20 protein-coding genes are annotated in these 22,830 nt (G+C 62.1%); 7 read left to right on the top strand and 13 right to left on the bottom strand.

All coding sequences use genetic code 11. The features are described 5' to 3' along the window. Positions 1-18: 18 nt before the first annotated feature. The 5 genes from AC1RBR_RS16995 (at position 19) to ycaC (ending at position 4,739) form a co-directional block, all read left to right on the top strand. Complete coding sequence (locus tag AC1RBR_RS16995) at positions 19-942, top strand: LysR family transcriptional regulator (protein WP_492565700.1); 924 nt, start codon at positions 19-21, stop codon at positions 940-942. 200 nt (positions 943-1,142) lie between these two features. Next, on the top strand, positions 1,143-1,559 hold the full coding sequence (locus AC1RBR_RS16990; RefSeq protein ID WP_443535013.1) for a DoxX family protein: 417 nt from the start codon (positions 1,143-1,145) through the stop codon (positions 1,557-1,559). Next, the gene (locus AC1RBR_RS16985) at positions 1,552-2,178 is read left to right on the top strand and encodes an antibiotic biosynthesis monooxygenase (protein WP_095136682.1); all 627 of its coding nucleotides are present in this window, start codon (positions 1,552-1,554) and stop codon (positions 2,176-2,178) included. The genes AC1RBR_RS16990 and AC1RBR_RS16985 overlap by 8 nt, the downstream gene beginning before the upstream one ends. 30 nt (positions 2,179-2,208) lie before the next feature. Continuing rightward, a complete protein-coding gene (locus AC1RBR_RS16980) occupies positions 2,209-4,047 on the top strand; it encodes an amidohydrolase (protein WP_492565698.1) in 1,839 nt (612 codons plus the stop codon). Between the two features lie 68 nt (positions 4,048-4,115). Further along, positions 4,116-4,739, top strand: coding sequence for an isochorismate family cysteine hydrolase YcaC (ycaC, locus tag AC1RBR_RS16975; protein WP_007961287.1), 624 nt, complete (start codon positions 4,116-4,118; stop codon positions 4,737-4,739). 199 nt (positions 4,740-4,938) lie between these two features. Here ycaC and AC1RBR_RS16970 read toward each other — a convergent pair whose 3' ends face one another. Next, positions 4,939-6,366: a mechanosensitive ion channel domain-containing protein gene (locus AC1RBR_RS16970; protein ID WP_492565697.1), complete on the bottom strand. Its 1,428-nt coding sequence runs from the start codon at positions 6,364-6,366 to the stop codon at positions 4,939-4,941. 177 nt (positions 6,367-6,543) lie between these two features. Further along, positions 6,544-7,560, bottom strand: coding sequence for an alpha/beta hydrolase (locus AC1RBR_RS16965; protein ID WP_492565695.1), 1,017 nt, complete (start codon positions 7,558-7,560; stop codon positions 6,544-6,546). A 129-nt stretch (positions 7,561-7,689) separates the two neighbouring features. On the opposite strand from AC1RBR_RS16965, the gene AC1RBR_RS16960 reads away from it, so the two are divergent. Further along, entirely contained in the window at positions 7,690-8,577 is an 888-nt protein-coding gene (locus tag AC1RBR_RS16960; RefSeq protein WP_492565694.1) for a LysR family transcriptional regulator, read from the top strand. Between the two features lie 286 nt (positions 8,578-8,863). Further along, positions 8,864-9,670: a class I SAM-dependent methyltransferase gene (locus AC1RBR_RS16955; RefSeq protein ID WP_492565692.1), complete on the top strand. Its 807-nt coding sequence runs from the start codon at positions 8,864-8,866 to the stop codon at positions 9,668-9,670. A gap of 137 nt (positions 9,671-9,807) precedes the next feature. Here the strand turns inward: AC1RBR_RS16955 and AC1RBR_RS16950 are convergent, their stop codons facing one another. From AC1RBR_RS16950 to AC1RBR_RS16900, 11 genes are all read right to left on the bottom strand, one after another. Then, a complete protein-coding gene (locus AC1RBR_RS16950) occupies positions 9,808-10,500 on the bottom strand; it encodes a GNAT family N-acetyltransferase (protein ID WP_095136676.1) in 693 nt (230 codons plus the stop codon). Next, on the bottom strand, positions 10,497-11,687 hold the full coding sequence (locus AC1RBR_RS16945; protein WP_492565690.1) for a GNAT family N-acetyltransferase: 1,191 nt from the start codon (positions 11,685-11,687) through the stop codon (positions 10,497-10,499). The genes AC1RBR_RS16950 and AC1RBR_RS16945 overlap by 4 nt, the downstream gene beginning before the upstream one ends. A gap of 4 nt (positions 11,688-11,691) precedes the next feature. Beyond that, a complete protein-coding gene (locus AC1RBR_RS16940) occupies positions 11,692-12,381 on the bottom strand; it encodes a GNAT family N-acetyltransferase (protein ID WP_492565688.1) in 690 nt (229 codons plus the stop codon). A 61-nt stretch (positions 12,382-12,442) separates the two neighbouring features. Beyond that, positions 12,443-14,362 carry a hypothetical protein gene (locus tag AC1RBR_RS16935; RefSeq protein ID WP_492565686.1) on the bottom strand — a complete coding sequence of 640 codons (1,920 nt, stop codon included), beginning with the start codon at positions 14,360-14,362 and terminating at the stop codon, positions 12,443-12,445. Continuing rightward, a complete protein-coding gene (locus AC1RBR_RS16930) occupies positions 14,359-15,666 on the bottom strand; it encodes a lipopolysaccharide biosynthesis protein (protein ID WP_492565685.1) in 1,308 nt (435 codons plus the stop codon). Before AC1RBR_RS16930 ends, AC1RBR_RS16935 begins: the two co-directional genes overlap by 4 nt. Then, the gene (locus AC1RBR_RS16925) at positions 15,663-16,664 is read right to left on the bottom strand and encodes a polysaccharide deacetylase family protein (protein WP_492565683.1); all 1,002 of its coding nucleotides are present in this window, start codon (positions 16,662-16,664) and stop codon (positions 15,663-15,665) included. The genes AC1RBR_RS16930 and AC1RBR_RS16925 overlap by 4 nt, the downstream gene beginning before the upstream one ends. A 13-nt stretch (positions 16,665-16,677) precedes the next feature. Then, complete coding sequence (locus AC1RBR_RS16920; RefSeq protein ID WP_253150034.1) at positions 16,678-17,814, bottom strand: glycosyltransferase; 1,137 nt, start codon at positions 17,812-17,814, stop codon at positions 16,678-16,680. Next, positions 17,807-18,775 (bottom strand): glycosyltransferase family 2 protein, encoded by a 969-nt coding sequence (locus AC1RBR_RS16915; RefSeq protein ID WP_492565681.1) that lies wholly within the window; start codon positions 18,773-18,775, stop codon positions 17,807-17,809. The genes AC1RBR_RS16920 and AC1RBR_RS16915 overlap by 8 nt, the downstream gene beginning before the upstream one ends. Then, positions 18,772-20,139 carry an O-antigen ligase family protein gene (locus AC1RBR_RS16910; RefSeq protein WP_492565680.1) on the bottom strand — a complete coding sequence of 456 codons (1,368 nt, stop codon included), beginning with the start codon at positions 20,137-20,139 and terminating at the stop codon, positions 18,772-18,774. The genes AC1RBR_RS16915 and AC1RBR_RS16910 overlap by 4 nt, the downstream gene beginning before the upstream one ends. Continuing rightward, positions 20,136-21,227: a glycosyltransferase family 4 protein gene (locus AC1RBR_RS16905; RefSeq protein ID WP_456020122.1), complete on the bottom strand. Its 1,092-nt coding sequence runs from the start codon at positions 21,225-21,227 to the stop codon at positions 20,136-20,138. Before AC1RBR_RS16905 ends, AC1RBR_RS16910 begins: the two co-directional genes overlap by 4 nt. Beyond that, positions 21,224-22,816, bottom strand: a complete 1,593-nt coding sequence (locus AC1RBR_RS16900; protein ID WP_492565678.1) for a GumC family protein — start codon at positions 22,814-22,816, stop codon at positions 21,224-21,226. Before AC1RBR_RS16900 ends, AC1RBR_RS16905 begins: the two co-directional genes overlap by 4 nt. Positions 22,817-22,830: the final 14 nt, after the last annotated feature.

The raw sequence follows: 22,830 nt of genomic DNA, 5'->3' as shown, positions 1-22,830 counted from the left end.
AGCAAGGAACACGAGCCCATGAACCGTAACGATCTGCGTCGCGTCGACATGAACCTGCTGGTAATTTTCGAAGCGCTGATGTTCGAAAAGAACCTGACCCGCGTCGCCGAAAAACTGTTCATGGGCCAACCGGCAGTCAGTGCCGCGCTGGGGCGTTTGCGCGACCTGTTCGATGATCCGTTGCTGCTGCGCAACGGCCGCAGCATGGAGCCGACGGCGCGTGCGCTGGCGATTCTGCAGGAGCTGCAACCGGCGATGGATGTGATCTCCGGCGCGGTCAGCCGGGCCAAGGAGTTCGACCCGGCGAGCAGTTGCGACGTGTTCCGCATCGGCCTGTCGGACGACGCCGAGTTCGGTCTGTTTCCGCCGCTGCTGCGACAGCTTCAGCAGGAAGCCCCGGGGATTGTCGTGGTGGTGCGCCGCGCCAACTATCTGTTGATGCCGGCGCTGCTGGCGTCCGGGGAAATCTCCGTCGGCGTGAGCTACACCACTGATCTGCCGGCCAATGCCAAGCGCAAGAAACTGCGCGACATTCCCTGCAAAGTGCTACGCGGCGATGATCGCCCGGGGCCGCTGACGCTGGACGAATACTGCGAGCGCCCGCACGCAATGGTGTCGTTCTCCGGTGACCTGAGCGGCAACATCGACCTGGACCTGGCCAAGGTTGGCCGGCGTCGGCGCGTGGTGCTCGGCGTGCCGCAATTCAGCGGTTTGCGTGCGTTGCTCGCCGGCACTGAAATGATTGCCACCGTGCCGGACTATGCCGCGTGTGCACTGGTCGAAGGCTGCAAACTGCGCGCTGAAGATCCACCGTTCCCGATCGATGCCGCACAGCTGTCGATGGCCTGGAGCGGGGTGCACGACAACGACCCGGCCGAGCGCTGGCTGCGTTCGCGGATCAGCCAGTTCATGGCGGCGCCGCTGGATATCCCGCCTGCCTGAAGACACCGCAACCCCCTGTAGGAGCGAGCCTGCTCGCGAAGACATTCCCACAGCCACCATTGTTGGCGCCTGACACACCGCATCGCGAGCGGGCTCACTCCTACAGAAGCCCGGATGGCTTGAAAGAGAGCACATCCATTCAATTTTCCCTCGCTCGCACCGAGCATGATTCAACCCGATAAGGATTAAAGGGTAGGGGCATGAGCGCATCACAACGCGATGAACAGGCACAGGATGTCGGTCTGCTGTTTCTGCGGGTCAGCGGCGGATTGTTTCTGCTGTGGGTGCACGGTTTGCCCAAGCTGCTGGATTTCAATGCGCAATTGCAGCAGATCGAAGACCCGTTCCACCTCGGCGCGCACCTCACACTCTGCCTGGCGATTTTCGCTGAAGTCCTCTGCCCGCTACTGATCGTCGCCGGGGTGCTGGCGCGATTGGCCTGCTTGCCTATTCTTTTTGTTCTGCTGGTGGCGCTGCTGGTCGTGCACCCGCAATGGAGTGTGGCCGAGGGGCAGTTCGGCTGGTTGCTGTTGATCCTGTTCGCCACTGTGTTTATCGCCGGGCCGGGACGCCTGGCGCTCAATATTCGTCTGCCCGGAGTGCTGCGTTATGCCTGAAGCCCTGAGTCCAAAAGCACCGGGGGTCGGTGAAACCGTGACCCTGATCGTCAAGCACCGGGTCAAGGCCGGGTTTGAACAGCCTTACGAGGCGTGGTTGCGCAACATTGTCCGGGTCGCCGGGCAGCGCGACGGCCACCTCGGGGTCGACGTGGTGCGCGGCAAGTTGGCCGGCCTCGACACGTACACCTGCGTCCTGCGCTTTTCCTCCACCGAGGCCATGCAACTGTGGCTGGAGTCGCCGCAGCGTCAGGCGCTGGTGGATGAAGCAGCGCCGATGCTCGCCGATGGCGACCAGACCGAAGTCGCGCCGGTCAACGAATTCTGGTTCGCGCCGCTGGCCGATGCCGCGAAGCCGCCGCCGCGCTGGAAGCAAGCGGTGATCACCCTGCTGGTGATCCTGCCGCACACGCTGCTGGTGCCACTGATCTGGGGGCCGCTGCTCAAGCTGCATCCGCTGCTTTCCAACTACGTGGTCGCCACGTTTCTGATCACCCTGACCATCGTCCTATCGGTGGTGTACGTGTTCATGCCCCGCGTGACCCGGTTGTTCGCGCCGTGGCTGGAAGCCGGTCAGGCCCATGCTCACGTCGAGCCCGCGAAACAGCCGTCACGCTGACACCCATTCATCTACTCGAAAGGAACTGCGATGAACGCCGATCTGATTCTGTTCAATGGCCAATTTCATACCGTAGACCGCAGCAAGCCGCTGGCCAGCGCGGTGGCGATCAAGGACGGCCGCTTTGTCGTCGTTGGTAACGACACTCAGGCCATGGCCCTGCGTGGTGCGGCCACGCAAGTGATCGACATGCACGGGCGCTGCGTGATCCCCGGTCTCAACGACTCGCACTTGCACCTGATCCGTGGCGGCCTCAACTACAACCTCGAACTGCGCTGGGAAGGCGTGCCGTCGCTGGCCGATGCGCTGCGCATGCTCAAGGAGCAGGCCGACCGTACGCCGACCCCGCAATGGGTGCGCGTGGTTGGTGGCTGGAACGAATTCCAGTTCGCCGAAAAACGCATGCCGACCCTCGAAGAACTCAACCAGGCGGCACCGGACACCCCGGTGTTCGTTCTGCATCTGTACGACCGCGCGCTGCTCAACCGTGCCGCACTGCGCGTCGCCGGTTACACCCGCGACACGCCGAACCCGCCGGGCGGCGAGATCGTGCGCGATGCCAATGGCAATCCGACCGGGATGCTGGTGGCAAAACCCAACGCGATGATTCTGTACTCGACGCTGGCCAAGGGGCCGAAGCTGCCGCTGGACTATCAGGTCAACTCGACCCGGCAGTTCATGCGCGAACTCAATCGCCTCGGCCTCACCAGCGCGATCGATGCCGGCGGTGGTTTCCAGAACTATCCCGACGACTATCAGGTGATCGAGCAACTGGCCAAGGACGACCAGTTGACCGTGCGCATCGCCTACAACCTGTTCACCCAGAAGCCGAAAGAAGAGCTGACCGATTTCCAGAACTGGACCGGCAGCGTCAAGTTGCACCAGGGCGACGATTACCTGCGGCACAACGGCGCCGGCGAGATGCTGGTGTTCTCCGCCGCCGATTTCGAAGACTTCCTCGAACCGCGCCCGGACCTGCCGCAGACCATGGAGCAGGAGCTGGAACCGGTGGTGCGCCACCTGGTCGAGCAGCGCTGGCCGTTCCGCTTGCACGCCACGTACAACGAGTCGATCAGCCGCATGCTCGACGTGTTCGAGAAGGTCAATCGCGACATTCCGTTCAACGGTCTGCCGTGGTTCTTCGACCACGCTGAAACCATCACCCCGCAGAACATCGAGCGGGTGAGGGCGCTGGGCGGTGGCATCGCGATTCAGGATCGCATGGCGTTCCAGGGCGAATACTTCGTTGACCGTTACGGCGCGAAAGCCGCCGAAGCCACGCCGCCGATCAAACGCATGCTCGCCGAAGGCGTGCCGGTCGGCGCCGGGACCGATGCCACGCGGGTTTCCAGCTATAACCCGTGGACATCGCTGTACTGGATGGTCAGCGGTCGCACCGTCGGTGGTCTGGCCTTGTACGAAGAAGGTCTGCCGCGCACCACCGCGCTGGAACTGTTCACCCACGGCAGCGCCTGGTTCTCGTCGGAACAGGGCAAGAAGGGCCAGATCAAGGTCGGGCAACTGGCGGATCTGGCGGCGCTGAGCGCGGACTTCTTCCACGTCGAAGAAGAGGCGATCAAGTGGATCGAGTCGGTGCTGACCGTGGTCGGCGGCAAGATCGTTTACGCCGCCGGCGACTTCGAAGACCTCGGCCCACGCTCGATCCCCGTGCTGCCGGACTGGTCGCCGGTGGTCAAGGTGCCGGGCCACTGGCGCCCGAACTCGCCTTTGCAGGCGCAAGTGCACCAGTGCGTCGGTGCCTGCGCAGTGCACGCGCACAGCCATGAAAAAGCCCGACTGTCGAACGCACCGGTCAGCGACTTTGCCGGGTTCTGGGGCGCGTTCGGCTGTTCCTGCTTCGCTTTCTGATCACTACAAAAAAGCGCCGGCTAACCGGTCGGCGCCTCACGCAACAACCATCCACCGAGGAGTTTCCCATGAGCGTTCCCTACAAGCGTCTGAACAAAGATGATGCGGTCGTGCTGCTGGTCGACCACCAGACCGGTCTGATCTCGCTGGTACAGGATTTCACCCCTAACGAATTCAAGAACAACGTGCTGGCGCTGGGTGACATCGCCAAGTTCTTCAAGCTGCCAACCATCCTCACCACCAGTTTCGACGCCGGCCCGAACGGCCCGATCGTGCCTGAGTTGCGCGAGCAATTCCCCGATGCACCGTTCATTCAGCGCCCTGGCCAGATCAATGCCTGGGACAACGAAGACTTCGTCAAGGCAATCAAGGCCACCGGCCGCAAGCAACTCATCATCGCCGGTGTGGTGACGGACGTTTGCGTAGCATTCCCGACCCTGTCGGCCATTGCTGAAGGTTTCGAAGTGTTTGTGGTCACCGATTCTTCCGGCACCTTCAACACCACCGTGCAACAAGCGGCGTGGGCGCGCATGTCGGCGGCCGGCGCACACCTGCTGAACTGGTTCTCGGTGGCGTGCGAGCTGCAAGGTGACTGGCGCAACGACATGGAAGGCCTGGCGCATCTGCTGTCCGAACGCCTGCCGAACTATCGCAACCTGATCAACAGCTACACCAAGTTCACTGCCAAGTAATTGCTTGAACTGAAAGTGCCCGCTTGATTGCGGGCATTTTCATGTGCAGTAAAAAGTGGCGCAATCCACCACCTCCTGTGGCGAGGGAGCTTGCTCCCGCTGGGCTGCGCAGCAGTCCCCGAAATCTTGTGAGCGCTGCGCACTCAAGCGGGAGCAAGCTCCCTCGCCACAAGGTTTGGCGTTCAACTGTTTGACAGGGCTAGCGCTTTTGCAGCCAACCGAGAAAACCACCCTTGCGCACCGCCACCGGTTTGGCCATCAACGCCAGCCGGCTGTTCTGCTGTCGCACCGCCTGCAATTTGTTCAGTGCCTGGCCGACTTCGCTGCGCTGCTCCATGCATTGGCGGGTCAGGGCTTTGTCGAGGCGGTAGATGATGCTCGACGTCAGCGCGGTAAACGTGGCCTGCGACGGGGTATCGGCGAGGATGCTCTGTTCGCCCATGACCTCGCTCGGCCCCATGCGTCCGGCTTCGGTCTGGCCGCTGCCATCGGACACGGTCGCACTGACCACGCCAGTGGCGATGACAAACAGACTGTCTGGCACCTCATCCAGACCCAACACCACCTGACCGGCCGCGTATTGCTGCGCGACCATCGATTCGGCGAGGCGATCGCGTTCCTCATGGCTCAACGAGCGGAAAACTTTCACTTCATCAAGCAGTGCCCGGGCGCGGGTCGAAGGCTCGATCACGCCATCCGGATGCCGGGAAATTCCTGCGGCTTCGAGATGCCGATGGGCGAGGTCGAACAGTTGATTGCGCACTTCGCCTTTCTTGCTCAGTTCACTGATGAAACCGCTGGCGACATACTCCGACATCTCCTCACCGGCCTCTTTCAACACGGCTTTGGGCGGCGGATTGAGCAGCAGACTGCTGCTGCCCTGCAGCGTGCGGTCGAGGGCGTCGAGTACCCGTCGTGGGCGAATGTGATTCGGCACCTTGATGCTGATCGAGACGCCGTGCAGGTTGGTCGGGCGACTGAGATTGACGATCTTCGCCTTGGCCGCCACCGAGTTCGGCACCACGGCCAGGGTGCCAGTGCTGGTCAGCAGATGCGTGGCGCGCCAGTCGATGTCGATGACTTTGCCTTCGACGCCGTCGATCACCACGAAATCGTCGACCTGATACGGCTTGGTGGTGTTGAGCACGATCCCCGAGAACACGTCGCTCAAGGTGCTTTGCAGCGCCAGACCGACGACGATCGCCACCACCCCGGAAGTCGCCAGCAAGCCTTTGACCGGCAGCTCCAGCACGTAGCCGGCGGCCGCGACGATCGCCGCCAGAAACACCAGCGCGCCGATCACATCCTGCAACAGCCGACCGCTGTGGCCGATGCGCCGCATCAGCGCCAGACCGATCACTTCGGTCAGCACCCGCGCGGCGTACAGCCACCAGACAATTCCCAGTGCCGTCGCGCCCAGTTGCATTACCCGGTCATCGGCGAACAGCGGCGCCTGCAACGGGCTGATCTCGGCGTTGATGATCAATGCGCTGAACGCCAGAAACAGCGCCAGGCGAATACCGACTCTCGGTGCGCGGTGCCTGAACGGCGCGAGGTGCCAGAGCAGCGCGTCGAGCAGCAGCAGGGCGGCGCTCCAGGACAGTGGGTGGGTGAGGATGATGGACATGATGTGCTCCACGATGATGAGCGCTGTTGTGGCGAGGGAGCTTGCTCCCGCTTGAGTGCGCAGCGCTCACTCAATTTTGGGGCTGCTGCGCAGCCCAGCGGGAGCAAGCTCCCTCGCCACAAAATGTGGTCAGGCGAAATACTCGCCACACCGTCAGGTGTGGCGAGTAAGGGGGCTTCAGTTCAGATGTGTTTTCAGCTCAGCCGCGGCCTGGCGCACAGCCGCTTTCACTTCTGGAATCTGACTCAGCGGATTGAGCAAACCAAAGTCATGAATCATCCCGTTGTAGCGCACCGAGGTCACCGGCACACCGGCCGCATCCAGATGCCGCGCGTAGCCTTCGCCTTCATCACGCAACACGTCGAACTCAGCGGTTTGCACCAGCGCGGCGGGCAGGCCCTTGAGCTGTTCGCTGCTGGCGTTGAGCGGCGAGGCGTGGATCTGTGCGCGCTCGGCCGGGTTGGTGGTGTAGTTGTCCCAGAACCATTGCATCATGCCCTTGGTGAGGAAATGTCCCTCGGCAAACTGCTGGTACGAGCCGTCGTCGAACTGCGCGTTGGTCACCGGCCACATCAGCAGCTGGAAGCGCAGGGCCGGGGTTTGCTGCTCCTTGGCCATCAGCGCCACGACCGCCGCCATGTTGCCGCCGACGCTGTTGCCGGCCACCGCCAGACGCTTGCCGTCGACCCCGATCTGCTTGCCGTTTTCCGCGACCCATTGGGTCGCGGCGTAGGCCTGATTGATCGCCGTCGGGTACTGCGCTTCCGGCGACGGCGTGTAATCGACGTACACCGCCACTGCACCAGAACCGACCACCAGATCGCGAATCAGGCGCTGGTGAGTCGGGTAATCACCCAACACCCAACCGCCACCGTGGAAGAACATGAACACCGGCAATTCGCCTTTGACCTTCGCCGGCCGCACCACTTTGAGGTTGATCGTCTGGCCATCGACCTTGATTGCCTTGTCACTGACTTCAACTCCGGACAGATCAACCTTCACCGAGGCCTGAGCGCCGGTCAGCACTGCACGCGCATCCTTCGGGCTCAGTTGCTCCAGCGGTTTGCCACCGCCCGCGGCGAGGGCTTCGAGGAAGGCCTGGGTCTGGTGTTCGACACCCGGGCTGCCGGCGGCGAATGCGTTGCCGATGGACAGGGCGAGGAGGGAGGCGGTCAGGGTCTTTTTGATGTTCATGCTCAATTCCATTTTCGAAAGTTATTGGTGTTGTGTCGGGCTGTTTTCAAACCGTGAACACAGATTAATGAGCTGTCGAAAAGTGAAAAAGCGGCTATAAAGCGTTTGACTGTCTACCAGAGAGTGACAATGAACCCGTTCGAAGACATGCGTATTTTTTGTCAGGTCATGGACTCCGGCAGCTTCACCGCCGCGGCCGATCAGTTGGGCCTGTCCAAGCAGTTCGTCAGCCGCCGTTTGATGCAGCTCGAAGAGCGCCTCGGTGTGCGGCTGTTGAACCGTTCCACCCGACGCCTCGACGTCACGCCACAGGGCCAGAGCTACTACGAATCGGCGCTGCGTCTGCTGGGCGAAGTGGAACAGGTCGAGCAGGGCATCGCCGGGCAGACCGCCGAGCCACGCGGAACCATTCGCGTCAGTGCACCGCTGTCGTTTGCCGTGGCGCATCTGGGCTGTCTGCTGCCGCTGTTCCTGCAGCGCTATCGCGATGTCACCGTGGAGGTGGATTTGAGCGACCGCCCGGTGGACCTGCTCGGCGAAGGCTACGACCTGGCGCTGCGCATCGGTGTGCTGGAAGACTCGACGTTGATTGCGCGGCGCATCGCCGCCATCGAACGGGTGTACTGCGCCAGCCCGGCGTATCTGGCCGAACGTGGCACACCGCTCAATCCCGAAGACCTGCACAGCCACGACTGTCTGCCGTACGGCCACGGTCGTTCGGTGCAGTGGCGCTTCAACGCAGGTCAGGGCAAGCCGCTGCTGGTCAACGTCACCGGACGCATGCGGGTGAACAATGGCGAGTTGCTGCGCGATGCGGCGGTGCAGGGGATGGGGATTACCTATCTGCCGACGTTCATCGTTGGCGCGGCGCTGAAGGACGGGCGACTGCTGTCAGTGCTCGACGACTACCGCCCTGAGCCGCTGACTCTGTCGGCGGTGTACCCACAGCACCGCCAGGCTTCGCGCCCGGTGCAGGCACTGGTGGAATTCCTGCGCGAACGCCTGAATCAGATGTGACCACGCCAAAAGTGTGGGAGCGGGCTTGCTCGCGAAGAGGTCGTGTCAGTCGATATCCATGCTGACGGATACACCGCCTTCGCGAGCAAGCCCGCTCCCACAGGTTTTGTGGCGTGTGCATGAAACCTTGTGGGAGCTTTTTGCAGCGATGAGGCCGGGTCGCAAAAAGCTCTACGAAGCCGCCGCATTACCCCTGTGGGTTGGCTTACAAGTTTGCAACAACCCGAACTGCCGGGCTGTTCTAGACTCGGGGCCGCTCAATCACGAGCATCGCCCGGAGTGCGCCATGGAAGTGCCCAACAATAAAACCGCCATCGACAGCAATCGACAGGCGTGGAACGATTCCGCTCGCCATCACCGTGAATCAGCGGAATGGCAAGCGCTGTTGAACGACGTGTCGAAGGCTGATTTCTCCTGTCTCGACGACACCTTGCGTGGCGTGCTGGAGCAGGTCGGCGTCGACGGCAAAGAGCTGATTCAACTCGGTTGCAACAATGGTCGCGAAAGCCTGTCGCTGTTCGCCCTAGGTGCGCGCAGTGTGGTCGGCGTCGATCAATCGGAGGCATTTCTCGGACAGGCCCGCGAGTTGAACCAGCGCTCGCCACACAACGCCGAATTCATCGAAAGCGATATCCATCACCTGCCAGCGTCATTGCACAGCCGCTTCGACGTGGCGCTGATCACCATCGGCGTGCTGAACTGGATGCCCGACATCGGCGAGTTCTTCCGCCACGTGGCGTTGACCCTCAAACCGGGCGGCAAACTGGTGATCTACGAAACCCATCCGTTTCTGGAAATGGTCGACCCTGAAGGCGAAGATCCGTACCGGCTCGCCAGCTCCTACTTCCGCGCCGAGCCGTTTGTGCAGGAAGAGCCGATTGTCTACGTCGGCAAGGTTGAGCAGCAGGCGGCAAAGTCCTACTGGTTTGTGCACACCCTCGGCGCCATTTTCAGCGGCGCCATCGCGGCCGGCCTGAACATCGCGCACTTCAAGGAATATGCGCATTCGAACCGGGAAGAGGTGTACGACCAGTACCTGAATCAGCCAGCGCAGATGCCGCTGTGCTTTACCCTGGTCGCCAGCAAGGCCTGAATGGTTGATCGCGACAACCAGCCTCTTCGCGAGCAAGCCCGCTCCCACATTGGATCTGCGTCATACATAAATCCATTGTGGGAGCGGGCTTGCTCGCGAAGGCTGCATCATTGACACCACAACCTTTCAAATGTGAATCACGCCTGCGCCGCCGCACTCACTGCCGGCCGTTCCGGTTTGCGCAGCAGTTCCAGGCGGGAGCCGTCGTAGCGGGTTTCGCGGAAGAACCGCCAGTGCCCGAACAGGTCGTAAACATGCGTGATCCGCCCTTGTTCCTGATAGCCCAGGCGTATATGCATCTTCAGGGCCTGAATATTGGCGCCGTCGCAGATATCCACCACTTTTTTGTAGCCTCGGGCAGCCATGACTTGCCACAGTGCGGTCTGTGCATCGACGGTCAGGCTACTGCCGAAATAGTGCCGGGTAATTTCGGCACCGAACTGGAAGTATTCACCGGGCTTGACCGGGAATGTGCAGCGGTAGAAGTGGCGGTCGTAATAGTCGCGAGTGCTGGCCCAGACGAACCCGACGGTGTCATCGTCCTGATCCAGGTACATGTGCCCCGTATGCCCTTCAGTGGCCAACTCGGCCATGGTCTGCACGCGGTCACCGAAGTACTTGCTGAAAGCCTTGGCGTTTTGCGCGGTGATGTCGACTCTGCGCAAACCTTCACAGGGGCGCAGTTTGTTTGGGGCAATCGGCGTGACCAGGTCGCGGTCCATCCACAGCAATTCACGGTGAGCGAAGACGTAACGTTTCCACAGCGCGCCCAAGGTGCGGCGCAGGCCTTTTTGTTTGATGCGCAGAAGCAGACTATCGATGATGCTCATGATGCCCTCCGAGGCGCTAGCCCAGGTGTGGTGGGTGGTGTTGCCGGTTGAATGTCGGAAGTGTTCGCCGCTGGCGAGTTGCCGGCACGCTGGGCGCGCCGTTTTTGCAGGAGCGGTTTGACGTGGTGCCATAGGCGTAGCCCCAGGCCCAGCAGCAAGCCGCTCGGGCGCCACGAGTAGAAACTCCAGCGCCAGTGCTCCAGTTGCCCGGTCATGCGTTCGTGCAGTTGATGGCTGGAGTTTTCCAGGCTGACCCGCGACGCATCGATCCAGCGCCAGTGCTCATCCAGCCCCCAGCGAATCCATTCCTCCAGCAACACCCGGCCGCTACCGAGGTCGGCGTACTGCGGCACAAACGCCAGGTTGTAATCGTAGAGCCGGCCCTGTTCGAGCAGACCGAGGCGATAGCTGATGCAGCGGCCGTCCAGTTCGAGCATCACCACGCGTACCAGGCCTTGGCCGGCGAGCGCGGTGAAGGCGTGTTCGATCCATTGGCGAGTGCGCGGCGTGGCGAAAATCCCCACGCCTTCATCGCCTTTCCAGCTCACCGCTTCGACTTCGCCGAGGGTCTGCAGCAAGGCGCCCATGTTCAGCGCATCCGGAGTGATCCGGCGTATCTGCGCGCCGCAGGCGGCAATCCGTTTGCGCGCCCGACGCAACTTGTAGCGCGGGTCGCCAGAGACTTCCTGATGATCGGCGTCGCTGATCAGATGCACCGGCACCCGGCAGCTCAGGCGTCGTTCAGCCGTGGAACTGCGTGCCATCCATTCGGTGAGCGCACTTTCTTCACCGGCAGGTTCCGACAGTTCGTTGAGTTGCAGCAGCGCATGGGGCAGATGTTCACGGATCAGCAGCAGTGCCTTGTGCATGTCTTCGCTGCCGAGCAACGACAGCAGCGCGAGGCGATCGGCCATTGGATAACCCAAGTGATGCAAAACGCGAAACGGCACGCCAGCGAAGCGTTCGCGGCTGGCCACCAGTGGCAGGCACAGCAGCAATTGGCCGGCTTCCCAGCCGAGCAGAATCTGCAGACGCTGATTTTCGTCCAGTGCCTGCTCTGCTGCGCACAGCCAGCCAAGGCTGTTGAACGGCGTGTGGTCGGCCACACGCAGGCGCAGTGCCTCGTAGGCTGTTGCCGGGAAGTCGGCAGCGCACAGGGACGTGCGCCATTCGAATCGCATCACCATGGGTTCAGGCCGCCGTTGCTGGGACAGATGGACGGGAAGTTTTCCGCAGGGCTTCCAGGCGTGAGCCGCTGTAGCGGGTTTCGCGGTAAAAGCGCCAGCGGCCGAACAGCGTGTAGATATTCATGATCCGCTGTTGTTCGGTATAGCCCATGCGCAGGTGCAGCTTGAGCGCCGGGATGTTGCTTGCGTCACAGACATCGACCACTTTGCGGCAGCCTTGGGCGGCCATAGCTTTCCACAGGCGCACTTGCACATCGACTGACAATTCGCTGCCCCAGTAGGTGCGGGTCATTTCGCCACCGAATTCGAAGAACTCGCCGGGTTTCACCGGGAACCGGCAACCGTAGTAGTGCCGATCGACATAATCGCGCGGTGTGCCCCAGATAAACGCCACCGCATCGCCTTGCTCGTCGATATGCATGTGCCCGGTGTGACCTTCACTGGCCAGCTCGGCCATGACGCCGACACGGTCGCCGAAATGACGGGTGAAGGCGCTGGCGTTGTCTGCAGTAATCTTCATGACGCGCAGCGGCGGGTAGGGTTTGAGGCTGTGCGGCGGCACGGGGCTGACCAGATCGCGCTCCATCCACAACAATTCCTGATGGCTGAAAATGTACATTCTGCGGATCTTCGCCAAGGTCGCTCGCAGGCCTTTACGACGGATATGTCCGCTGAGTTTTCGTAAAATATCCATGGTTTCTTCTCCTGATGAAGATGCCATGCGCAACCTGACGTGCGCAGGGCAGAAGGGCGGTTCATGACGCGCTCCAGTTCAGGGCGAACAGGGTTTGCCCCGGTAATTCGAAACGCACGCGCCCGTTTTCGCAGGCAAACGGTGCGTCGCGGCTGCGATTGTCGGCGTCAAAGAAACGCAGGGCACCGGGGTTTGGCGGGCACCTGGCACCGCTCAGCTCAACGCGTTGCAGACGCGTGCCTTTGTTCACCCCGAGCAAGGCGCGCTGCTCGTCGCCGGCCATCGCCAGGACATCCACCTCAAAAGCGTCGTTATCCAGTTGCAGCACTTGCGGCAGCCAATGCCCGGCGATGAATTGCTGGGCAAGGCCCACGGGTTTGAGCTCGAAGCGACCATCGTCATGGATGCGCACCATGCCCTTGCCGTAGGGCGGTTCGTCGGCGGCCTGAAACCAGTTGAGCATGCTCAGCAGGCCATCCTGAGAGGCGTTGATCACCACCGAGGCCCACCACAGTGCGGCGTAATGGGTTTCCTGATCGTAGGGGCTCAGGGCTGAGCCACTGGACAGATTGGTCTGATCCAGCAGCAACGCTTTGCGTGGCTGACCTTTGGCGTCCAGCCCCACCAGATCGGCGGCGCGGCGCACGCTGTCGCGGTAGACCCTGGTTGCGAGCAGGTCGCGGATCATCCATTCGTGCCAAGCCAATGCGTCGACTTGATCGGCGGACTCGCCGAGCAGTCGCCGGGCCCAGTCAATGCCGCGCTTGTCCGCTGCATTGTCGGTGAACGGCCCGTTGACCAGCCGTGAGCTGGCCGGCATTGCGATGCGCACGCCTGCCTTGGCGTTGGCCGGGTCGCTGCGCACCTGCCGCGCCATGCTGCTGAAGATCGCCCGGTATTGTTCGTAGCTTGAATAGTTGAGGTTGGGCTCGTCGGCGAAACCGATGTAATGCGTGCCTTTGCCGCCCAGGGCGCGGGTGCCGGCGAGCCAGGCGTCGAGGCCGCTGTTGCTCTGTACATCGGCGCGCAGATCGGCCTGACGCCCGGTGCCGGCCAGCAGGGTGATGTCCTGGCGAATGCCGAAGCGATTTTGATAAAGCTCACGGAACGCGTCTTCGAAATGCGGATTCTTCGAGGTGACGTCAACGAAGCTGTAGTAACTGGCTGCCCCCGGCTTCAGTGCATCCAGCAACGCATGACTGGCGGGTGGCGGCACGAGGTACGGCAGCGCAATGCCCAGATCCGGCGTACGGCCGAGAATTTTGTCGTGCAGGGTCAAATGCGTTTGCCCCGGATCTTCGCGCACGGGCTGCAACTGCTGCGGATTTTGCGCAAACAGATTGGCCGTGCCGTCGAGCCAGAAGGCCGCTTTGCCAGTGCCGCGCAGACGCAGGCGCCAGACTTGTTCCTGCTGGCTGACCGGCAGGGCGACCTGATCGAACTGCCAATAGGCACGATAGGGTTTCAGTGCCAGCGTCAGCGTTTGCTGATCGCCGACCCGCTGTGCCTGCAAACCGCTGACGCCACCATGAAACTTGCCGGCCAGCACCGCGCGCTCGCCGGCGGCTACTTTGAAGTACAACTCGTCGCCGTTACGCGCTTCGGCGCTGAAATGCACTTTGGCCGGGGCGAACAGCGCCACGGTTTTTTCGTCATGTTCAATCCGATAACCACGAAAGCTATAGCCGGGAATTTCCAGGCGACTGCTGGCAGCCCCGGGCCGCAAAGTCCAGCTCTGCGAACCGCGGGTTTCGCTGGCTTTGATCAGCCGTTCGCCCTGCAGCTTGCCCTGACCATCGAGCAGATAAATACGCTCTTCATTGGCCTCGGCCTGCCATGCCGGCACCCATCGCACTGTCACGGTGTCCGGGCGATCCGTTTGCAGATACAGACTGCCGTCACGGATATCGCCCCAGTGCATCGGCGCCGCGAAGCCGTTCAGCGTCAGGCCGAGTCCGAACAGCAGGGCCAGGCGTTTCATGCTGCCTTCCGACGTTGCAACATCAACCACATCGGGCTGATGTCGCCGGGCAGGATGATCAAGGTTTGCCAGAACGGCACGTTGCTCAAGCGGCAATAAAGCACCAGCATCGCTACCGTCACCGCCAGATAGGCGATTGATGAAGCCGCCGCTGCACCGACAATGCCGAAGGCCGGAATCAACAGCAGATTCAGCGCCAGGTTGAGCACCGCGCCGATGCCCATCAGCAACGACACCGTGCCGGGGCGATCCTTGCCGATCAGATCCAGGCGCAGAATGCTCGCATAGCACAGGCCCAGCAGGCCGGGCAGCAACGCGAGCAGCGCCGGATACGCCGGTTGATACGCCGCGCCGAACAGCGTGACGATCAACCATTCGCCGATCACTGCCATGGCCAGGCAGGCGCCGAGCATCACCGTGGCGGTCAGGCGCAGCGCCAGCGGCGTGACTTTGTCCATGTCTTTGTCCTGTTGCAGCAGCCGCTTCATCAGCGGTGTGGTGACCGCTTCCGGAACGATCAGCAACAGTTCGGCGGCGGCGCTGGCCATGGCGTAGTGGCCGAGCGCGGTACTGCCCAGCAGGGCGCCGATAAACAAGTAGTCGGAGCGCAGAATGATCTGTTGAAACAGCAGATCCGGATGGCTGCGCGCACTGAAGCGCAGCAGCTCGTTCTGGCTCGCACGATCCCATTGCAGTTGCAGCGGCTGTGCGCGTTTGAGCCACATCCAGCCCACCAGCACCACCAGGCTGATGCCGGCCAGCCAACTGATCAGCGCCGCTTCAAGTGCTGCCTGTTTCCACATCCAGAACAGCGCAAGAAACAGCAGCAGCGGCGCCAGGGATTCGATCAGACGCAGAACATTGAAAGCGACCACGCCGCCCGACGCGTTGTGCAAGGTCAGCAGTCCGCTCTTGAGCACGGTCAGCGGCACCGCCAGCAGCAACAGCCACGCGAGCAGGCCGAGCTGCATCGTGACATCGAGTTCGCTGCCAAATTCTCGCGCCAGCGCGACCACCAGCAAGGTCAGCAGCCCGGCCAGGAAACAACCGAACACCAATACCTGGGCGAGCAGCAAGCCCATCGGCCGCTGATTGGCCGCTTGATACCCGACTGCCGAATTCAGGCCGCCGCTGGTCGCCGCGCTGATCAGATCCGGCAGGGTACTGAGCAGGGCGAACAAGCCGCGTTCACTCGGGCCGAGAATCCGCGCCAGCAACACGTTGCGCAGCAGGCGCAAGGCGATCATCGCCAGTTTGGTGCCCATGCTCAGGGCCAGATGCTTGAGGTAGCTACCGCGACTCATGGCCGTGCCCCGCGAAAGATCCGTAATGACAGCAGTTCAGGGTTGCGTGCGGTACGTTGGCTGACGCCGAAGCGCGGCAGGTTCAACGGGTCGCCGACGCCGCGATAAAGGCCACTGGTCGTGCCAAGGGCAAACGGATAATCGTGATTGGCGACCTGTTCGCGCACCTGCTCATCGTTGTCGCCGTTGGGGTAGCAATACACCGGCAGTGGCCGATTGCAGCCGTTGTGCAAGGCATCGCGGCTGCGGCTGATTTCTTCGCGCAGACGCACTGCATCGAGTTCGGTAAGGATCGCGTGGCTGGCGCCGTGTGGGCCGAAACGCACCAGCCCGGACGCTTCCATGGCGCGCACCTGGTGCCAGTCCAGGGCTTGCGGCAAGGATTCCGGCGGACATTCATCGGTCAGCCGTTCAAGTGCCTGCGGTTCGAGACGCTTCAAGCCTTGCAAGTAATGCAGCAGCGCCAGGCTGCGCCGGTCGACATCGATATCGTCAAGCAGCACCGGCAGTGGATGACCGGTGATCCGCAGGTACTCGATCAGATGCATACGCGCCTTTTCGCCATGGCTGCCCCACAGTGTTTCGCCCACGCTTTCCCACCAGAAGCGTTGCCGGCTGCCAATGAAATCCGTGGAGAGAAAAATGCTCGCCGGCACCTGATGTTTCTGCAACAGCGGATAGGCGTTGACCGCGTTGTCACGCCAGCCGTCATCGAACGTCAGCGCCACGCGAGGGCGTTCGGTGCGCAGGGCGCTGGGCTGCAGCAACTCCATCAGCGGCACGCAATCGAAATGCTTGCGCAGCCAAATCAGCAGGTGTTCGAACGCTTGCGGGCCGACGCACAGTTCATTGCGGTGCGGCAGGCTGGCCGCGCGATCGTTGGCCAGCACCCGGTGGAGCATCAGAATGACCCCGGCCCCGTGCAACTGGTTGCGCCCCACTGGCGAGTTGAGATAGAGCCAGCCGCTGGTGCGTTTTATCAGTTGTTTGATCGCCATGGCTTGAGTCCTCTCAACGATTCTGGTCAGGATTCCACTGTGCGTAACGTTGCCCGCGCAAGAACTGCCACAGGCCGACGCTCATGCCTGCCAGCGTCACCAGCAGAAACGCCGCGAGGCGGAACGGTTTGGGCAAACGGTGTTGCGAATCCAGCAGACCGACGATGGCCAGCCCGTAGCCGATCAGTTGCGCGATCAGGCTCAGGCGATAGAAACCGTGTTCGTTCCACAGCCAGAAATTGCTCAGCAGCAGCGGCAGCAAGAGCACCGGCGCCAGTCGACGGATCAGTTTGTGGCTGATCAAGGCGATCGAATACAGGCCGTGCTTGAATGGATTGAGCAGTTCGCTGCGTTGCGCCAGGCTCTGCAGGCCGCCGACGGTGACCCGCTGGCGGCGCCGCCATTGCTTGTCCGCTGCGTCGACGCCCTGGTCGATCACCTGCGCCTGGGGGACGTAAACGATGCGTTTGTGCGCGACCGGCGCGCAGGTACTGATGAAGAAATCGTCGTTGACCTCGGCCGGCACGTTCTGGAACAGCTCGCGGCGCAAGGCGAGCAGGGCGCCGTCGGCGGAGACCATACAGCCGGTGCGATTCTCGACCCGGCGCAACCAGCCTTCATAATGCCGATAGAGGCTGTCGCCGATGCTCAGGCCGCCACCGGTGACCGGGATCACCATGTGCCCGGCGCAGGCACCGACCTGCGGATCGCTCAACGGCGCGAGCAAATGGCCGAGGGTGTCGCGCGACCATTGGTTGTCGGCGTCGGTGAACACCAGAATGTCGCCGCTGCTCACGGCGACGCCGGCATTCAGTGTGGCGGCCTTGCCCTGCCGCGGCAGGTCGAGGACGGTGATGCGCGGATCAAGCACTTTGTGCGCGCAGGCCACGGTGTCATCGCTCGAACCGTCGCTGGCGAGAATGATCTGCAGCGTCGCCGGCTGATAATCCTGCGCCAGCAGCGTGCGCAGCTTGTGCTCGATGTGGCGCGCCTCGTTGTGCGCGGCGATGACGATGCTGACGTTCAGCGGCGGTGCCGGTGCGTGCCGCCAGGCCGGGAACAGCGGCGCGAGCAAGGTCAGCAGCAGCGGATAGCCGATGTAGGCGTACGCCGGCAGCGCAAGGCACAGGCAAAAAATGAATTCAGCCACGGGCGGGCCTCCTGGCGTTCCAATGACACAGACCGAGAAGCAACGCCGCGCTGGCCAGGTGCAGACGTACCCAGTGCAGGCCCCAGAGTTGCAAGGTCAGGTTGACGTTATGCTGGCGAATGCTTTGCCGCACGCTGAGCAACAGGCTCGGCAGCAGGCCCAGCAACAGCAGCAGCAATGCTTGCTGCGCATGGCCCGCAAGCACTGCAAACACCGCCAGCGCATCGAGCACCCACACCAGCAATGACAGCAACGGAAAACGCAGCAGCCGCAGGCTCATGCCGTGGGCGCGCAGTAATTGCAGGTGGCTGCCCTGGCGCCACAGTTCCTTGCCGATCCATTCGCGCCAGGTCATTTCATAGCCCCAATGCAGGGCTACGCTGGAGTTGACCGACAGCAAGCGCGCGCCGTGTCCGCTCAGACGCAGGGTGTACTCCTTGTCCTCACCGGTGCGCAGGGTTTCGTTGAAACCGCCGACACTGTCGAACCACTGCTTGCGCATCAGCAGGTTGGCACTGGGCAGCCATTGCACGGCGCGAGCGGCGCGGGTCGACGGACGCAAAGAGCGGCGCTGCCACGCGTCGGCGTACCATGGCGCGGCGGCCGGGGTGTGCAGGTCCAGACCGAAGACGTCGCCCTGACCGCTCGCAGCCAGGGCAAACAACGGGGTCAGCCAGTCTTCGGGCATTTCGATATCGGCATCGATGAACGCCAGCCATTCACCGCTGGCAACCGTTGCGCCACGATTGCGCAACGCGCCGATCAGCAGCCCGGGCAGCACCAGAACCTGTGCGCCGAATGCGCGGGCGATCCGTGGGCCGTCATCGGTGGAGCCGTTGTCGACGACAATCAGTTCGCAGTCGATGTCGGCGACGTTAGCGGCTTTGCGCGCGGCCAGGAGGGTGCGGCCGATGTGCCGGGCCTCGTTGTACATCGGAATGACGATGCTGATCCGGCTCATGCCCTGGCCTCCGTCAGCGGTGCCTGCTCGGCTTTCAGGCGCAGCACCCAGGTCAGCGCCAGCATGATCCACAGGTACTTCAGGTTCGGCGCGCTGAGAAACATCAGAAACAGCGTCAGCGAGAGAAAACTCATTCCAAGATGAGTCACCACGTCCGCGTGCTGCCACTCGCGCCGTTGCAGCCACGCGCGTCGTGCGCGGATCAGGTTGTAGAAACCCTGCACGAGCATGCCGACAAACAACAGGCCGGCAGGAATGCCCAGTTCGCTGAAAATCTCCAGATACGTGTTATGCGCCCGGCGATACAGATCGCCGATCTTGCGGTTGGCCGAAAACGCCTTGGCATACCCGGTGGTTGCGTAGTGCAACGGGAAGGTCCCGGGGCCGGAACCGAGCAGCGGATGTTCGCGGATGATCTGGCTGCCGACAACAATGTAGGAGGCGCGACGGCCAAGGGATTCATCCTGCGCCTTGGCCCCGGCGCTCAAGATACTCAGCGACTGGATGCGCGCCAGATAACCGGCAGGCATCGCATAAATCGCCAATGGCAGCACGATGGCGGCACCGAGCATGGCGAATCCGAAATGCCGCGGACGGATGCGATTGAGGTGCTGGCGGTAATGCCAGACCCCGATCGCCAGACTCAAGGCCAGTACCACCAGGCCTGAGCGTGACTCGGTTTTGGTCATGCCGCCGAGCAGCAGAAGGCAGCAGCCAGCCCAGAACAAACGGTGCAGCAGGTTCGGGCTGCGAATCACCAGCAGCAGGCCCAGCGGCACGGCGAAGGCGATCAGCAGAGCAAAGGCATTCGGGTCTTCGAGCAGGCCGGCGGCGCGGCCCTTGTCCTGGAACCGGCTGGAAAACATCGCCATCGCGCAGGTCGTGCTGACGCTGAGCGTGACCAGTCGGGCGAACAGATCGAGGTTCAGCTCGCGGCCGATCAACAAGGTGATCACGAACAGAATCAGCCCCACGCTCAGTTCCCGCAGATGACTCTGTGACATGCCCAGGTTGTCGGAGGCGAGCAGGCTGAGAAAGTACAGCGCCATGAAACCGATCAGGTAGCGCCACAGATTGCTGCGCAGGCGCTGCGCTGGAATCTGATGCAATGCCAGTTGCAACATCAGAATCAGCGCCAGCGAAACACCGAGCAATTTGCTCCCGGACACCAGGCTGTCCTTGAAGAACCCTTCAAACGGCACCAGCGCGGCAATGCCCAGCAGGCCCCAGGACGGTTTGCGGTACAGCACCGTGAAACCCAGCAGCCCCAGCACCGCCCCCGGCGCCAGATACGGATAAGGACTGACCAGCAAAGCCATGCAGACCAGTGCCAGCAGGCTGACGATCGAGAGCGGGAAAATCATGCGCGTGCCTCCCGTGCCGTGTGGATGTACAGCTGCGACCAGCGTTCAGCCAAAGCCTTGAGGTCGTAGCGTTCCTGTTGTGTGCGTCTGGCGTTGTCGCGCAGTTGCGCGGCCAGCTTCGGTTCGGCCAGCAATGTGTCGAGCTGACGGGCAAGGGTGACGGTATCGGTCGGTGCGGCGAGCAGGCCGTTGTGGCGGTCCTGCAACACATCGGGAATGCCACCGACCGCGAACGCCACCACCGGCACACCGGCCTGCATCGCTTCGAGCAGAATCATCGGCGTACCCTCGGTGCGCGAGCTGATCACCAGCGCATCGAGTTGCTGCCACCAGCCTTGCATCGCCGTCTGATAGCCCGGCAAGCGAATCCGCTGTTGTAAACCGGCAGCGTCGATGCGCGCCTGCAAAGCCTCACGTTCCGGGCCGTCACCGAGCATCACGGCGTCCAGTTGCGGATGCTGGTGACACAACGCAATCAGTGCATCGAGAAACAGATCCGGGCCTTTCTCGCTGCTCAACCGACCGACGTAACCGGCCAGCCAGCGTTGGCGTTCCAGCGCCGGCGGCATTGCGGGTGCCGCTGGCAAACCGTTGGGGATCACCTGCAACTTCTCCGCCTGCACGCTGGCGTCAAGGTGCAGCGAGGCGATGCTTTGTGCCACGCAGACCACCTGTTTCACCGATGCCGTGCGGCACAGTTGCAGGCTCAGCCAGGTGTAAAACTTCTGCTTGCGACTGCGCGGCGTGAAGCCGTGCTGAGTGATCACCAGCGGCAGGCGCAACAGCGTTGCGCCAACCCAGCCGAACAGCAGCCCCTTGAAATTGTGCGTGTTGAGCAACGGTTGATCGCCTCGGCGCTGACGCAAGTGGCGCAGCAGTCCGCCGAGCCCGGCACAGCCGCGAGCATCCACCCCGGCCTGGCGAAAACGCTCGATCAGTTCTGGTGGCGCGTCGAGGAACAGCACCTGATGCTGCCCCGGCGTCGCCAGGCAATGATCCAGCAACATCCGCTCGGCTCCGTAGAAGCCGCCGCTGCTGAGCAAATGAATGATCGGCAGCGCGACGCACGGGGTGGACGCCGCGTTCAATTGCGCACCCAGTGAACCAGGCTCGGCATGGTCCAGTTCTTGTGCGGATTGCCAGGCTGCGAGGTTTCTTCGTTGAGCACCATCAGCACTGGCAGGCCGAGTTCATGGCTGATCTGCGCAGGATGCTTGAAGCGGTGATCGAAGAACTCACGCACATAGACAAAGGCAATGGCCAGCAGCAGACCGGTGAGCAGACCGAACGGAATGATCAGCATCGGTTTCGGAAAAGCCGCCTCTGTCGGTTCATACGGCGGGCTCAAGACCCGGGCATTGGACAGGTCGTTATCCAGCGCGCGTGTCGTGCTGCTTTCGGCAAAGCGTTGCGCATAGGTTGAAAACGCTGCGTGCAACGCGCCGATCTCGGTGTCCATCTGACGCAGCTTGCTTTGGGTCTGCTGCAATTGATGGATGCGATTCTTGAACTCGGCGATGCGTGCGGTTTTCTGCTCGATCACCTGGCTGACCACCGACAGGTCGATCGTGCGTTCCTGGATGCGGTTGTTGACCACTTTGAGGAACTGCTGGCGGGTGCGGGCAATTTGCTCGCGGGCCAGCAACATCGGTTCGCTACCGGGCTGAAAGACCGCGAGGTCATTCATGTAACGGCTGACCTGAGTGGTCAGCGCCTCGCCCATTTGCCGGATCTCGCGATCCTCGAACGCGATGTTGTCGACCGTAGTGGTGAAGGTGAACGGGAAGGTGTAGTCGTTAAGCTTGTTGGTGTTGGCAGCGGCCAGGCTGGATTTCAGGTAATCGAGCCAGCGCTGGCTTTGCAACAGGCGATCGCGATACAGGTTGAGTGCCTGCTCTTCGGTGTTGATCGCGTTGAGGCGAAAGGTGATTTCCTCTTTCGGATCGGACGAGCCGACGCTTTCCAGCAGGCTCAGCCGCGCGCCTTCCAGGCCATCGAGCCGGACCTGATACTGATGCTTCTTGGTCTCGTAGAACGAGTGCGGCAGTTCGATCGACTGCAACGCCTGACGATCGACCAGATAGTTTCGCAGCAGCGTGGACACGAACACCGTGCCCTGGGCGGGATCAGGGAAGCTGTAGACGATCGAGATGACATTGGAACCCGGCAGGGTTTCAATTTTCAGATTGTCGATGGCGTCCTGGGTCAATCCATCCAGTACCGTGTCGCGCACCGGATCGGTTTCCATGCCCAATCCATCACGCAGCGGATTGATCACATATTCGCGCAGCGGCGTGCTGACGTAACGCTTGAACGGTTCGCCGGCCAGCTTGCTGAGCATCCCCGGCGGCGGGTTGTATTGACCCTGATCGCGCAGCTCGCTGATGGTCTGACGAATCAGCGCCGGCGAACGGAGGATATTGCTTTCGGTCTCCATGTCCGCCAGCGATGGCGGAATGAAGGTGGCGTTGTCCTGGGTGAGCGAGGTGGTCGCATCGCCCTGAGACAGTTTTTTCGACTGCACGATCACCTGCGCGGTGATATCGAAGCTCTGTTTGAGCAACAGCGGCAGCAACAACGCGATCACTGCAAAGATCAGGAAGATGCGCTTCACCAGTTGCTTGTTGGCGAAGAAAATCCTGAAGAACTCGTGCAGGTAATTTTCTTTTGGGTTCATGTCGTTCACCTGAG

It is taken from the genome of Pseudomonas sp. GW823-FHT01D03, from assembly GCF_058798255.1.
This window is presented reverse-complemented; position numbering and strand designations above follow the sequence as displayed.

What these genes read in the sequence shown, in the direction of transcription:
- AC1RBR_RS16995 (WP_492565700.1), top strand. Translation starts at nt 19, where the DNA reads ATGAACCGTAACGATCTGCGTCGCGTCGACATGAACCTGCTGGTAATT.
- AC1RBR_RS16990 (WP_443535013.1), top strand. Translation starts at nt 1,143, where the DNA reads ATGAGCGCATCACAACGCGATGAACAGGCACAGGATGTCGGTCTGCTG.
- AC1RBR_RS16985 (WP_095136682.1), top strand. Translation starts at nt 1,552, where the DNA reads ATGCCTGAAGCCCTGAGTCCAAAAGCACCGGGGGTCGGTGAAACCGTG.
- AC1RBR_RS16980 (WP_492565698.1), top strand. Translation starts at nt 2,209, where the DNA reads ATGAACGCCGATCTGATTCTGTTCAATGGCCAATTTCATACCGTAGAC.
- ycaC (WP_007961287.1), top strand. Translation starts at nt 4,116, where the DNA reads ATGAGCGTTCCCTACAAGCGTCTGAACAAAGATGATGCGGTCGTGCTG.
- AC1RBR_RS16970 (WP_492565697.1), bottom strand. Translation starts at nt 6,366, where the DNA reads ATGTCCATCATCCTCACCCACCCACTGTCCTGGAGCGCCGCCCTGCTG.
- AC1RBR_RS16965 (WP_492565695.1), bottom strand. Translation starts at nt 7,560, where the DNA reads ATGAACATCAAAAAGACCCTGACCGCCTCCCTCCTCGCCCTGTCCATC.
- AC1RBR_RS16960 (WP_492565694.1), top strand. Translation starts at nt 7,690, where the DNA reads ATGAACCCGTTCGAAGACATGCGTATTTTTTGTCAGGTCATGGACTCC.
- AC1RBR_RS16955 (WP_492565692.1), top strand. Translation starts at nt 8,864, where the DNA reads ATGGAAGTGCCCAACAATAAAACCGCCATCGACAGCAATCGACAGGCG.
- AC1RBR_RS16950 (WP_095136676.1), bottom strand. Translation starts at nt 10,500, where the DNA reads ATGAGCATCATCGATAGTCTGCTTCTGCGCATCAAACAAAAAGGCCTG.
- AC1RBR_RS16945 (WP_492565690.1), bottom strand. Translation starts at nt 11,687, where the DNA reads ATGGTGATGCGATTCGAATGGCGCACGTCCCTGTGCGCTGCCGACTTC.
- AC1RBR_RS16940 (WP_492565688.1), bottom strand. Translation starts at nt 12,381, where the DNA reads ATGGATATTTTACGAAAACTCAGCGGACATATCCGTCGTAAAGGCCTG.
- AC1RBR_RS16935 (WP_492565686.1), bottom strand. Translation starts at nt 14,362, where the DNA reads ATGAAACGCCTGGCCCTGCTGTTCGGACTCGGCCTGACGCTGAACGGC.
- AC1RBR_RS16930 (WP_492565685.1), bottom strand. Translation starts at nt 15,666, where the DNA reads ATGAGTCGCGGTAGCTACCTCAAGCATCTGGCCCTGAGCATGGGCACC.
- AC1RBR_RS16925 (WP_492565683.1), bottom strand. Translation starts at nt 16,664, where the DNA reads ATGGCGATCAAACAACTGATAAAACGCACCAGCGGCTGGCTCTATCTC.
- AC1RBR_RS16915 (WP_492565681.1), bottom strand. Translation starts at nt 18,775, where the DNA reads ATGAGCCGGATCAGCATCGTCATTCCGATGTACAACGAGGCCCGGCAC.
- AC1RBR_RS16910 (WP_492565680.1), bottom strand. Translation starts at nt 20,139, where the DNA reads ATGATTTTCCCGCTCTCGATCGTCAGCCTGCTGGCACTGGTCTGCATG.
- AC1RBR_RS16900 (WP_492565678.1), bottom strand. Translation starts at nt 22,816, where the DNA reads ATGAACCCAAAAGAAAATTACCTGCACGAGTTCTTCAGGATTTTCTTC.